11 protein-coding genes are annotated in these 13,135 nt (G+C 68.8%); 3 read left to right on the forward strand and 8 right to left on the reverse strand.

Annotated features, from left to right (window positions below; genetic code table 11):
* Both M0R80_04975 and M0R80_04980 read left to right on the forward strand, forming a co-directional pair.
* Positions 1-615, forward strand: a 615-nt coding sequence (locus M0R80_04975) for a hypothetical protein (protein MCK9458972.1), incomplete at its 5' end; no start/stop codon positions are given.
* An 85-nt stretch (positions 616-700) separates the two neighbouring features.
* The gene (locus M0R80_04980; protein ID MCK9458973.1) at positions 701-2,995 is read left to right on the forward strand and encodes a YfhO family protein; all 2,295 of its coding nucleotides are present in this window, start codon (positions 701-703) and stop codon (positions 2,993-2,995) included.
* Here M0R80_04980 and M0R80_04985 read toward each other — a convergent pair.
* The 8 genes from M0R80_04985 to M0R80_05020 form a co-directional block, all read right to left on the reverse strand.
* Positions 2,992-3,744, reverse strand: a complete 753-nt coding sequence (locus tag M0R80_04985; GenBank protein MCK9458974.1) for a class I SAM-dependent methyltransferase — start codon at positions 3,742-3,744, stop codon at positions 2,992-2,994. The genes M0R80_04980 and M0R80_04985 overlap by 4 nt on opposite strands.
* Complete coding sequence (locus M0R80_04990) at positions 3,741-4,499, reverse strand: glycosyltransferase (protein MCK9458975.1); 759 nt, start codon at positions 4,497-4,499, stop codon at positions 3,741-3,743. The genes M0R80_04985 and M0R80_04990 overlap by 4 nt, the downstream gene beginning before the upstream one ends.
* 75 nt (positions 4,500-4,574) lie before the next feature.
* Entirely contained in the window at positions 4,575-6,191 is a 1,617-nt protein-coding gene (locus M0R80_04995) for a hypothetical protein (GenBank protein ID MCK9458976.1), read from the reverse strand.
* 74 nt (positions 6,192-6,265) lie between these two features.
* On the reverse strand, positions 6,266-7,408 hold the full coding sequence (locus tag M0R80_05000; protein MCK9458977.1) for an acyl-CoA dehydrogenase family protein: 1,143 nt from the start codon (positions 7,406-7,408) through the stop codon (positions 6,266-6,268).
* Positions 7,409-7,421: 13 nt separating this feature from the next.
* Complete coding sequence (locus M0R80_05005; protein MCK9458978.1) at positions 7,422-8,201, reverse strand: enoyl-CoA hydratase-related protein; 780 nt, start codon at positions 8,199-8,201, stop codon at positions 7,422-7,424.
* 119 nt (positions 8,202-8,320) lie between these two features.
* Entirely contained in the window at positions 8,321-9,457 is a 1,137-nt protein-coding gene (locus M0R80_05010) for an ATP-binding protein (protein MCK9458979.1), read from the reverse strand.
* A 375-nt stretch (positions 9,458-9,832) separates the two neighbouring features.
* The gene (locus M0R80_05015) at positions 9,833-10,699 is read right to left on the reverse strand and encodes a nucleotidyl transferase AbiEii/AbiGii toxin family protein (GenBank protein ID MCK9458980.1); all 867 of its coding nucleotides are present in this window, start codon (positions 10,697-10,699) and stop codon (positions 9,833-9,835) included.
* The gene (locus tag M0R80_05020; protein MCK9458981.1) at positions 10,696-11,538 is read right to left on the reverse strand and encodes a type IV toxin-antitoxin system AbiEi family antitoxin domain-containing protein; all 843 of its coding nucleotides are present in this window, start codon (positions 11,536-11,538) and stop codon (positions 10,696-10,698) included. Before M0R80_05020 ends, M0R80_05015 begins: the two co-directional genes overlap by 4 nt.
* A gap of 135 nt (positions 11,539-11,673) precedes the next feature.
* Here M0R80_05020 and M0R80_05025 point away from each other — a divergent pair, with 135 nt between their 5' ends.
* Positions 11,674-13,134, forward strand: coding sequence for a PEGA domain-containing protein (locus M0R80_05025; protein ID MCK9458982.1), 1,461 nt, complete (start codon positions 11,674-11,676; stop codon positions 13,132-13,134).
* Position 13,135 lies beyond the last annotated feature (1 nt).

Raw genomic sequence — 13,135 nt, forward strand, 5'->3', positions numbered from 1 at the left:
GACGCGGACACGGACACGGACACGGACACGGACACCGATACCGACACCGACACCGACACCGACACGGATACCGATGTCGACGACATGATCGAGGACTTCGAGACGGGGACGTGGCCTTGGTCACCGTGGGTCGTCGAGACCGCGGGAGGGACCGTGGGCACGACCTACGCCCACGACGGCAGCCGGGGCATCACCGACCCCGACTGGCACTACCGGACCGACACCTCCTTCGGAACGACCACCGGCGATATCCTCTCGACGTGGGTCATGGCTTCCTCGATCGGGCGCGCGTACATCGGCTTCTGCGCCTCCTCGGCGGGCGCCTACTCTCTCGTCGTCGCCCCGAACACGAGCGCGCTCATGTTCCAGAACAACGCCTCCTGGGACTACGCCGATGTGGCGACGGCCGCGCATTCCTACACCGGCGGCGCCTGGCACAAGGTCGAGATCGAGGTCACGGGTGCGGGCCAGTTCCAGGGGAGGCTCTACTCCTCGGACGGCGCCACGCTCCTGACCGCGGTGAGCTACTCCTTCGGAAGCTGCGCCCTGACCGGGGTGGCGATCCGTTCTTTCGACGGCATGTACATCGACACGATCGTCCACACGCACTTCTGAGGCGGGCCGCCCGTCTATTGCGGCACCGCGCGCGGCCGATGGCGCGGCCTTGAACGCGCGGCGGTTTTCGTGCGAGGCTCCGGTCGTGTCGATCATCAGAACGAGACCATGGGCCGGCATCGTCGGCGCGCTGTGTCTCGGCCGGCCGAGGCTCTTTTCGCGCTACCGAGTGGATTGGATCGTCCCCGCCGCCCTGTACTCGGCGTTCATCCTCTTCGTCTTCCGCCGCGTGTTCTTCCCGGGCGACGCGAGCCAGGTCTTCTTCGGATGGGACACGCTCAACTCCTATTGGCCCGACTTCGCCTACCGTTTTCGAGCTGTCTGGCGCGGCGAGTTTCCGCTCTGGAACCCGTACGAGCTCGGAGGCATGCCGTTCGCGCTGAACACCCAGACCATGCTCTTCTACCCGCCGAGCTGGCTCCTGGCGGCGTTCGCGCTGCCGGACGGGAGGCTCTCGGTGTGGGGCCCGCAGCTCTTCGTCGCCTTCCATTTCCTCGTCGCCGCGCTCGGCGCGCATTTCCTGGCGCGCCGGATGGGGGCCGGCCGGATCGCCGCCTTCGTCGCCGGCGTGACGGTGGTCCTGTGTGCGCCCGTGCTCACGCACCGCAACTCCAATTTCCTGTACCCGCTGGTGTGGCTGCCGTGGCTCGTCATCGCGATCGATCGCCTGCTGCGGTGGCCGAGCAGGAAGGCCGCGCTCGGCGTCGCCGTCGCCGGGATCCTGGCCGGATCCGCGGCGAACCCGCCCGGCGTGTTCGACGTCGTCTGGGCGTGCGGGCTGTTCGCGGTTGCGAGCCTCTCGTGGCTCGCTCTGAGGCGCGCGCTCGAGAAGGACCGCCGCGAGGCCCTCCGCCACGGCAGGTGGCTCGTCGTGTGGGGCGCCGTCGCGATCGCCCTCGTGCTCTCCTACCTGGCGATCACCTACCTGCCGGTGCTCGACCTCCTCGGGCAGAGCGGGCGTGCCCAGCGCGGGATGGCCTATTCCCTCGACAGGGCGCTGCGGTTCGAGCACCTGCCCGGCCTCTTCAACGCGCGCCACCCCCAGACCTGGTGGTTCGATCTGTTCGTGGGGATCGTTCCCCTCGTGGCGCTGGGTCCGGCGCTGCTCATCAAGCCCGACAGGCGGGCGTGGATCCTCGCGGCGCTCTCCGCGCTCTCCGTGTGGGTCGCGATCGGCGAGGAGGGCGGGCTGCTGCGGCCGGCCCTCGATCACCTGCCGGGGTTCACGTTGAACCGGAAGGCGTACCGCTACGCGGCGGTGCTCGGGATCTTCGCGGGCCCACTGGCGGCGCGGGGCTTGAGCATGGTCTTCGAGGTGGTGAGGACCCGTGGCAAGGTCGGGCCGTTCGCGTCGCGCGCCCGGAACCGAATCTACGCGGCGGCGACCGTCGCCCTGGCGGCGGGGCTCGTCCTCTGGTTCGCCCCCGGCGTTCCCGAGAAGGGACCGCAGGACGCGATCCTGGGAGCCAGGCTGGTCCGTTGGGAGGCGCTCGGCGTCTGCGCCCTGCTCGGCCTGGGGCTCGCGGCGCCGCGGCTGGGTGCGCGACTCGCCGTCGCGTTCCTGGTCGTGATCGGGGCGACGCAGGCCGCGCATCTGTACTGGTCCGCTGCCGACCGCTTGGCGCTCACCCAGCCCTTCGAATCGGCGTCGGAGCGCCGGCACATGCGGGAGCTGCCGACGACGAGCCCGAGCTGGCGCCTGGGCGTCCAGGGGCCCCCGCGCGTCGGGTTCGGGAGCCGCGAGCTCCTGCGCTACGCCGGCGGCTACCAGATCCCCATGCAGATCGACCGCCACAAGTCGTTCATGAGGTGGGCGAAGACGACCCCCGAGCGGCTCCGGCTGTTCAACGTCCGCTACCTCTTTTCGAAGAGACCGCCGGGCAGGGGCGCGAGGCCGATCGGCGGGGGGCTCTGGGAGATCGACGGCGCCGTGCCGCTCGTCGCCGTCTACGGTGCTGTGGAGCGCATCCCCGACGGCCAGGCGCTCGGGAGGTGGGAGGCGGCCGAGCGGCGAGGCCTCGCGCTGGTGGAGGAGCGCGACTGGATCGCGCCCCTCGACGGGCTGACAGGAGAGGGCGGAAAACGCACCGCGGGCGGCTTGGAGAAGTACTCGTCGAACGAGATCGTCGCGACCGTCGACTCCGGGGCGCGCGGGCTCGCGGTGTTCAACGAGGTCTACTTCCGGGGATGGCGGGCGTTCGTCGACGGCCGCGAGTCGCCCGTCGTCCGCTGCAACCACCTGCTCCGCGGGGTCGCCGTCGACCGCGGGAAGCACACCGTCGTCCTGCGCTACTGGCCCGAGCGCTACGGGTGGCTCGTCGGCCTGCTGATCCTCTCCGTGCTCGGACTGGGGGCGCTCGCCGTCGTCCGGCGGGTCTAGCCTTCGGCTCTTTCGAACGACGCGATCAGGAGGCAACCGAAGGGGACGGCGACGCGCCGTTCCATCCTCTCGATCGCGCTCGCGAGCCGCCAGCTCACCCCCGCGACCCACGGCGAGAGCAGCAGGACGGTGCGGCTCTCCAGCTGCCTGAACCCTCGGCCCTCGCACAGCCGCCTGAGCGACGACGGCGCGTAGCCTGCGACGTGCTGCTCGCCCGCCATTCGCGGGGCCAGCCGCAACATGTCCATCGCCTTCTCCACGAGCGGCCACGGGCTGCGCGCGTTGGGCGTCGAGACGACCAGCCGCCCGCCGGGCACGAGCAGGCCGCGGAACAGTTCGAGCGCCCGCTCCGCCTGGTGCCCGTAGATGTGCTCGACGACCTCCAGGAAGGATATCCTGTCGAACCGCCGCGCGCCGAAGTCGATCTCGTCGAGCGCGCTCCGGGTGAAGCGGAGGCCGGGGTTCGAGTACCTCTTCTTGCAGAACTCAATCGCGGCCTCGTTGGCGTCGACCCCGGTCACCTCGATCCCGCCGCGCTCGGCGACGAGGTTCGCGAACACCCCCGAGCCGCAGCCCACGTCGAGGACCCTGTCCCCGCGCTCCGGCGCCAGGAGCTCCATGGAATGCGCGAAGCGCGTCTGGTGCCAGAACCTCTGCGGCGCCACCGCGCGATACGTCGCGTTGTCCTGGTAGCCGCCCTCGATGGTGACCGTGTCCCCTATCCTGCGCCCGGCGGAGCGGCCGCTCATGATCTCACCCTCTGCCTGTACCTGCCCCTGAGCTGGTTGAGCCAGATGGTCCCGACGTCCCGCACCATGACCAGCCCGTCCGAGAGGACGTTCACGCTCGACGTGTCGTTGCACTCGAGGGTGACGGGGACGCGCTTGATGTCGTAGTTACGCTTCAGCGCGACGTAGAACAGCTCGACGTCGAAGGCGAACCTGTCGATCCGGGCCACGCCGAACAGATCCTCGGCGACGGCCGCGCGGAACCCCTTGATGCCGCACTGCGTGTCGTACCAGCCGCCGACGGTGAAGCGGCCGACGAAGCCGGAGTAGAGGTGGCTCGCCGCGTTCCGGAGCGCGGAGACCTTCGCGTAGTACGAGGACCCGTCCAAGGTCCGATCGCCCGCGACGACGTGGAACTCCTTGACGTCCAGGTACCACAGCATCTTCTCGATGATCTCGTGCCCGTACGGGACGTCCGCGTCGGTGAAGATGCGGTACGCGCCCCGCGCCGCCAGCATCCCGGCGCGAACGGCGGCCCCCTTGCCGCGATTTTTCGGAAGCGCGACGCACCGCGCACCGAGCTTTTCTGCGACGGCCGCCGTCCGTCCGCCGTCGTCGCTCCCGTCGTCGACGACGACGATCTCGTACGCGAGCCCGAGCCGGTCCAGGTAGCGCATCAGGTCCGGGACCCGTCTCTCGATCACGTCCGCGCTCTTGAAGGACGGCAGGACGAGGCTCAGCGCGACGCCGTCGCCGGGCGGGCTCATCTCAGGCATGCCGCATCATAGCAACAGATGAGGTCATAGCACCACTCCGAGAGGGCCGAAGAGCGCCGGCGGACCCTCCGATCCTCAAGGCGCCAGGTGCATCACGACGGGGTTCAGCATGGCCTTCTCCTCGGCCGGAACCCGGAACGGCTGGTTCCACATGATCTCCGAGAGATCCGCCCCTTCGGGCGAGATGGTGCCCAGGAAGTTGACCACCTCGCGGTCGCCGAAGAAGCCCTCCACCGCCGCACGCGCGTCGTCGTCGTCGATCTCTTCCAGCGCGCTGGGCAGGATCAGGGCCGCCTGCACCTCGGCGGCGATGCTCTGTTTCCAGAAGGCGACGGGACGCGTGGTGTCGACCATCGTGTTCACGTGATGGAACTCCAACAGCAGCTCCTCGCCGCCCACGGTGACGATCTCCCCCTGCCAGAACAGCCGCGCCCGGGCGGGGGAACAGACCATGTTCAGGTCGAGCAGCTCCAGGCCCAGCTCTGTGCCGCTGACCGAGAGCGTGCCGGCGAGGGGGAAGTCGGCCGGCTCTCGCGGATTGGAAACGCCGCCCTCGTCGAGGAAGGGCCCCTGGATCACATTTCCCGTCTCGTGGAAGATCCAATTCTCGTCGTAGATGCGCTTCTCGAAATAGCCGTCGATCTCGCCCATCGTGCCTTCCACCCGCAGGACACGGGCGGCGTTGCCCTGCCCGTCCTGGAAGATGGTGATGCGCGGCGTGATGCGGCCGGGCGGATCCGGCTGCGGGCGCCAGCTTTCCGCCGGCAGCTTGCGGGTCGTGCCCGAGGCGCCCTCGATGACGTAGGAGTACGTGAGGAGGCTGTTTTCGCCGCCGGTGTCGAAGTCGTACAGGCGGGTGTAGAGCCGGCCCTGCTCGCCCACCAGGAACATGGTGGAGGCGCTGGCGGAGATGTTGACGGCCCGGAAGGTGCCCCGCTCGGGGCCGCAGATCTGGCGGCTCCAGTCCTCCGGCAGCCACCAGTCGTTGAAGTGGATGTCGTAACCGTCCTCGGACAACCTGTAGAGGTGGGCGACACCCGCCCCGACGCCGTGCTGGGTGCCGTTGGTGTCCTCGTAGTGATCCACTCCGAAGGGGTGCGAGTCCGCCACCGACCATCCGCAGCGGGTGGAGAACTCGGCGCTCAGGCCCGGGCCGTTCCCGAGCAGGCCGCCCCAGGCGTCGGTCCAAATGATGTCGGACGAGATGTCGGTGGTCATGTCGGTGCCGCGGTAGAAGTGCTCCGCGTCGGACAGGGCCGTCAGGTGCACGCCGTCGCAGGTGATCTCCTCCACGGCGACGGGGACACCGAAGTTGTCGAGGTCTCCGCCTTCGGGCTTGCCGCCACCGCTCGTCAGGATCCAATCCCCCGGCGGTTGGCCCTGCTCGTCGTTGGGCTTGACCCAGATGGCGCCGTCCCGCAGGACGACATACCAGCGGAGATTGAACGACCTCTTCTTCTCCCGGAAGATCACCCGGTCGGGGAGCTCTCCCGGCTCCTCCTGGATCAGATCGCCGCAACCTACGACCGGCGGTTCGTCGGTGCTCGAATCCGAATCCGTGTCGGTGTCTGTGTCCGCGTCCGAGGAGCCGGTGCCTCCATCGGGCTGCTCCCCCGTCCCCGCGGGATCGCCCTGGCAGCCGCACAGCGTGACCAGCGCCAAGGACAGCGAGATGAGGTGCGTCAGCCGCATCGCCGCTCCCCCTCCTCGTCGGATCGTCACGTCGCGTTCACCGCGACGGCTCGCGCCGCCATCGAGCACGCCCTCTACTTCTTCAAACAGTTGCTCGCGATGACGATGCGCTGGATCTCGCTCGTGCCCTCGTAGATCTCGCAGATGCGCGCGTCGCGGTAGTGGCGCTCGGCGGCGTACTCGGTGGTGTAGCCGTAGCCGCCGTGGATCTGCATCGACTGGTGCGCGACGAAGGTCGCGGTCTCGGCCGCGAACACCTTCGCCATCGCCGACGCCTGCGAGAACGGCTTGTGCGCGTCCTTGAGGTACGCCGCGTGCAGCGTGAGCAGCCGCGCCGCGTCGAGCCGGGTCGCCATGTCCGCGATCTTGAACTGGATCGCCTGGAGCTTCGCGATGGGCTGGCCGAACGCCTGCCGCTCGTTCGCGAACGCGATCGCCTCCTCGAGCGCCGCGCGCGCGATGCCGAGCGCCTGCGACGCGATCCCGATGCGCCCCGCGTCGAGCGTGGTCATCGCGATCGTGAACCCCTGGCCCTCGGCGCCGAGCAGGTTCCCCGCCGGGATGTGCGCGTCCTCCATGAAGATCGAGCTCGAGTGCGACGCGCGGATGCCGAGCTTGTGCTCCTTGGGCCCGGCCGAGACGCCCTTGCCGTCCATCGGCACGATGAACGCCGAGATCCCCTTGTGCTTCTTCGCCTTGTCCGTGAACGCGAAGATGATCGCGGTCTGGGAGTTCGGCGCGTTCGTGATGAAGTTCTTCTCGCCGTTCAGCACCCACTCTTCGCCGTTCCGCACCGCGGTCGTCTTCATCGACGACACGTCGGAGCCCGCGCCGGGCTCGGTGAGCCCGAAGCAGCCGAGCTTCTTCCCCGACGCGAGCGGGACGAGGAACTCCTTCTTCTGCTCCGGCGTGCCGTACTTCGAGAGCGGGTCGCAGACGAGCGAGTTGTTGACGCTCATGATCACGCCGGTGCCGGCGCACGCCCGGGAGATCTCCTCCATGGCGACCACGTACGACACGTAGTCCATGGCGCCGCCGCCGTCCTCCTCCGGGATGGCGATGCCCATGAACCCCATCTCGGCGAGCATCGCGATCTTCTCGGCCGGGAACGTGCAGTCGGCGTCGAGCTGCTTGGCGATCGGATCGAGCTCGCGCACCGCGAAGTCGCGCGCCGTGTCGCGGACCATGATCTGCTCTTCGGTGTATTCGAACTTCATGGCCGATCCCTCCTCACGCGTTCTTGAACGCCGGCTTGCGCTTCTCGACGAACGCCTTCATGCCTTCTTTCTGATCCCCGGTGCCGAACAGCGCGGCGAACGCCTGCTTCTCGAGCTCGAGCGCCGCGTCCAACGAGAGATCCACGCCCTTGTTCATGACGCGCTTGGCCGTCGCGATCGCGAGCGGGCCCTTCGAGATGAGCAGCTGCGCCTTCTCGCGCACCTTCGCCATCAGCTCGTCGGGCTCGTAGAGCTCGGCCACGAGGCCGATCCGCTTCGCCTCCTCGGCGTTGATGACGTCGCCCGTGTAGATGAGCTCGCGCGCCTTGTTCATGCCCACGGTCCGCGCGAGCCGCTGCGTGCCGCCGAACCCCGGGATGATCCCGAGGCTGACCTCGGGCTGGCCGAACTTCGCCTTGGTCGACGCGTAGACGAAGTCGCAGGCGAGGGAGATTTCGGTGCCGCCGCCGAGCGCGAACCCGTTGACCGCCGCGATGACCGGCTTGTCGAGCGCCTCGAGGCCGTTCAGCACCGCGTGGCCGAGATCGCCGAACTTCATCCCGTCGCGCACGGAGAACCCGCTCATCTGCGCGATGTCGGCCCCGGCGACGAACGACCGGCCGGCGCCCGTGAGGATGACGACCTTCGCGGCCGCGTCCTCCCGGATCCGCGCGATCGCGTCGGCCATCTCGACGAGCACCTGCATGTTGAGCGCGTTCAGGACGTCGGGCCTGTTGATGGTGATCGTCGCGATCCCCTCGCTCACCTCGTACAGGATGGTTTCGTACTTCATGGCGGCTTCCTCCTTGGGGCGTGCGGTTTTCCTGGACGGCGCCGAGCGTATCGCCGAACCCGGGCGCGGAACATGGGGAAGATCATGTGCCCCGCCGCGCCACCGCCTCTCGAAAACCGTCAACCCGGGACGAGGCCGCCGACGGACGCGGGCGAGCCGATCCTCCACTCGTCGGTCAGCGCCGGCAGCTCGGGGCCGCGGTGCGCGAGCGACACGACGACCCCCGGCTTCCAGTTCGCGCCGCGGATCTTCTCGAGGCGCGGCAGCTCCCGCGCCGAGGGCTGTCCCATCTTGACCTCGATTGGTTGGACCGCGCCCCGGGCCTCGACGAGGAAATCGATTTCGCTCCCGTCCTTGGTTCGGAAGAAGTGGATCTCGCCATCGACGAGGCGATTCGAAAACGATCGGAGAAGGTTCGCGAACACGTGCGTCTCGAACAAGGCGCCGCCCATCGGCCCGAGCCGCGCCATCTCCGGATCGCGCCACCCGGCGAGGTACGCGGCGAGCCCGGCGTCGAGGAAGTACAGCTTCGGGCTCTTCACGAGGCGCTTCGACCGGTTCTCGTGGTAGGGCCGGGCCAGCCTGACGACGAAGCTGTCCTCCAGCAGCCCGAGCCACTCCTTGGCGGTGACCGCGCTCACGCCGCTCGCCCGACCGAGCTCGTCGTAGTTCACCAGCTGCCCGGTCCGCAGCGCGCACACCTTGAGGAACAGCTCGAACTCGCGCCGCTTCTGGATGCCGAGGAGCTCCCGGACGTCGCGCTCGACGTACGTGGCGACATAACTCGAGAGATAGAGCGACCGGCTCTGCTCGTCCGAGGCGCCGTGGAGCGCGGGAAACGCGGAGCCGCACAGCGCCTCGAAGTAGGGCGCCGGGGCGGCGGACTCGACCCCTTTCTCCGCGTCGGTGAGGCCGTGGAGGCTCAGGATGGCGACGCGGCCGGCGAGCGTCTCGCGCACGCCGTGCATCACCTCGAACGACTGCGATCCGGTGATCCAGATCGAGCCGGGCGCGGCCCCCTTGTCCGCAATCGACTTCACCGCGCTGAGGAGCGAAGGCGCGTACTGGATCTCGTCGACGGCGAGCGGCGGCTCGAGCTCGCGGCCGAACAGGATGGGATCGGCGTTCGCGCGCTGCCGCGTCGCGAGGTCGTCCAGGTCGACGAAACGCCGTTCCGGCTCCGCGTGCCGACGCAGGAGAGAGCTCTTGCCGACCTGCCTCGGCCCGAGCAGGAGCCAGACCGGAAACAGCCGCAACGCAGGCGGTGTTTCCGTGAAAAGACGCGATATTTCTCTTTCAATCCATTTGGTTGGCATTTCCAAACCTTAGTTTGGATTAGCCAGAACGTCAAGTTGTCCGCGCGTTGACGAGGAGCTCGAAGAGCGCGTGGACGTCGAGGATGCGGGTCGGCAACCGGCGGGACGTCTACCGCGGCGTTTGAGCGCCGAGTGGTCGTTGTCGAGTGGCCGGGTGGCCTTCATTCCCCTCCGTCGGCCCCGGCGTCGGGCGAGGTGCAGCCGGACTCCGGGCACACGTGCCCGTCGGCATCCATCATGCCCGCTTCGAGCAGGTCGCAGACGATCAGCGAGTCGCCCCACATGCGTGGAGTCGCGTTATGGAAGATGGTGAACTTACAGCGCGAGAAGCGCTTCGAGGCGCTCGCGCGTGTCGGAGAACACCCTCTCGACGTCCGGCAGCTCGGGCACGAACTGGCCGACCGTACGCGCCCATGTCGCGCGCACCTCCTCGAGCAGCTCGGGATTGAAGACGTCGGCAACGGACGCGATCGCCACCTGCCTGTGCGCGCACTTGCGGGGAAGGATCGCGGAGACCTTCGCCCAATCCACGCGCCCGTCTTCCAGGCGCGAGAGGTGCCACAGGTCGAAGAAATCGCGACCGCGCGATCGCGCCCAGCCGCGCGCCGCGAGCTTCGCCTGCGTCTGCCGCGTCGAGCGGAGCTTCTCGGCGCAGATCTCTTCGAGCCCGTACGTGCGGATCGCGACGGCGAGCGGCTCGTCGTAGCCGTGCCGCACGGGCAGCGCTGGGGCGGGGAGCAACACCGGCTCGTCGTGCGTGATCTCGATCTTCACCGGCACGAACGGTTGGCGCTGCCACGGGTACTGCACGCGAACGATGAACGCCTCCTGCCCGCCGGGGTGCGGATCGCGCTCCTCGTACCGCGCGACGCCTATCGCGATCGGCGCGAACTCGCGAGCGGCGCGCTCTGCCGCGCTCACCGCCGCACGGATCGTTCCTTCGAGCGCATCGCCGCGCGGGCCGCTCTCGGCCGAGAAGTCGAGATCCTCGGAGAAGCGGTAGCTCCCGAAGTGGACCTTCTTGAGCGCGGTTCCCCCCTTGAACACGAGCGCGTCGCGCAGCGTAGGGATGCCCGCGATCCCGTGCAGCACGTAGCTCTGCGCGTAGTCGACCTCGACGACGCGCTGGATGACGCCGCCTTGCTTCGCGGCTTCTTGCAGTCGCCGTTCGAGCGTCTTCATCGCTTCTTCCTCGACGTGTTCTCGATGAGCCCCCAACGCGCGTTGCGCTCACCTGTGCGGGGCCGCGTCGGATCGAGCGGACGATACCCCTTCATCGCCAGCGACGCGAGCGGCTCGACGATCGCGGGCGATGCGCCGAACTGTTCGAGCGCGAAGCCGACGCGCTTGGCGACCGAGATCTTGCCGTAGCGCAGCGCGTGGGCGACGAGGCGCTCGACGTCCAGCTCGTGGAGGTGCTCTTCGAGGATGCCGAGCCCCTCCGCGATCCCGCCGAAGCGGCGCGGGAAAGCGAAGCAGTCGAGCAACGCGCGTTCGCGATCGAAGATCCGCACGCGGGAGTCGCCGATCCACTCTTCTTCATCACCGAAGAAGTGGGCGGGGATCACGACGACGATCTCGAACTTCTGCCCTGCGACCTCCCACGTCGAAGGAGCGGCCTTCACCGCGCCGCGCATCGCCGGGGTGACGACGCGCTTGGGCGTGGTGACGGTGACGACGTGCGGGATCTGTTCGGTGAGCCCGTGGTGGTTGAGCGCCGCGTAGCCGCTCACCGAGCACGGATCGACGAGCGCCATCGCCACCGCGAACGGGTGCGCCTGGGCCATGCCGGGCAACCCCGGCGCGAGCGCGTACGAGCCGCGCTTGAGCCGTTGCACGAGCCCGGCGCGCGCCAGGCGGTGAAGCAGAAGCGAGAGGTACGACTCAGAGACCCCGACGCCGCGCCCCGCCTCTCGCGCTTCGTCGATCGTGAACGTCGACCGACCTTGTTCCGCGAGCGCGCGAAGCAACGCGACGCCCAGGCCCCCATAAGCGTTTTCGTTCGCAATCGACGCAGTCACTATTTTTTATTACTGCGTTAATTATCTTTAAGCAACCTAAAAAAGAAGATAAGCATAGACGGCGAAGCCGCCGTTTTTCCGTCGACAGAGGTGCCCCCGGTTGTCGAAACCGTCGGTTCGACGTAAGAACAGGGGATGATCGTGAGGATGACCTTCAAGCTCGCCGCGGTCGCGGCGCTCGCCGTGGCGCTCGCCGCACCGGCCGCGCTGGGCCAGCCGCGCGACAACCCGATCGAGCGGGCGCGCCACTGCATGGAGCTCGGCCAGGCCTCCTTCGCCGCGGGCGACTTCGCCGCCGCCGGGCGGCACTTCCTCGACGCCTACGCCGCCTCGCCGTTCCCGGCGTTCGTCTACAACGCCGGGCTCGCGGCCGAGAAGGGCGGCGACGGCGAAAAGGCGGTCGAGCTCTACCGGCGCTACCTCGCCGAGGAGCCGGGCGCGAGCGACGCGGCCGAGATCGAGCTGAAGATCCGCGCCCTCACCGCCGAGGCGCCCACGCCGATAGAGGCGGGCGAGGTGTCGCCGGGCGTGCAGGAGCCGCCGCCGGAGAAGCCGGAGGAGATGAAGTCGCTCATCACGGTGCGGACGAACCCGCCCGAGGCGAGGATCCGGATCCTCGACGAGGCGGGCGCCGAGGTGTCGTCGTTCGAGGGCACGTCGGCGAAGACCGTGGTCCGCGGCACCTACACCGTCGAGGCGAGCCACCCGGACTACCGGACCGTGCAGACGAGCCTGTCGGTCGCCCCGGGGCAGGTGTACATCGTGGTCGTCGAGATGAGCCAGGGGGCGTTCCTCGGGTTCCTGCAGGTCACGACCGACGAGCCGGGCGCCCAGGTGTTCGTCGACGACAAGGCGGCGGGCGCGGTCGGCACGACGCCGTGGGGCAACGTCCTGCCGCCCGGGAAGCACCGGATCTGGATCGAGAAGCCGGGGTTCGTGCCGGTCGAGCAGGAGGTCGAGGTCGCGGTCGCGGACAAGAAGACCGTGGAGATCGCGCTCGAGCGGCTGCCGTTCGGCGTGCTGCTCGTCAAGGCCAACGTCCCGGAGACGATGGTGTACTTCGACGGGCGGCTCCTCGGCCCCGCGCCGGTGGAGGAGGAGCTGCCGCCCGGCGATCACGCGCTGCGCGTCACCTCCGAGGGGATGAAGGACTACACGACGGTGGTGAGGATCGAGCGGGGCGCCACGACCAAGGCGCTCGTGCGGCTCAATCCGGAGCCGAGCCGCACGCCGGCGTGGGTCTCGCTCGGCTTCGCGGCGGCGCTGTACATCGGCGGCGGCGTGTTCGGCGGCATCGCGCTGCACCTCGACAAGGAGCTCGACGCGGATCGCAAGCGCGGCCGGCTCGCGGACGACGATCCGCGCATCACGAGAGGCTTCCTGTGGGCGCTCGGCTCCGACATCTCGTTCGGCCTGGGGCTGATCGTCACCGGCATGTGCGTGTACTACTTCGTGCGGGATTCGCTGCCGCCCTCCGAGGGCAAGGTCTTCGATCCCGTGGATCTGGGCGCGACCGCGCGATCGGGCCCGCGGCTCGCCGTGGCGCCGATCGTGACGCGCGACGGCGCGGGGCTCGCGCTCGCCGTGGTGTTCTAGC

Source organism: Pseudomonadota bacterium, assembly GCA_023229365.1.
In the GTDB taxonomy this organism is placed as follows: domain Bacteria; phylum Myxococcota_A; class Polyangia; order JAAYKL01; family JAAYKL01; genus JALNZK01.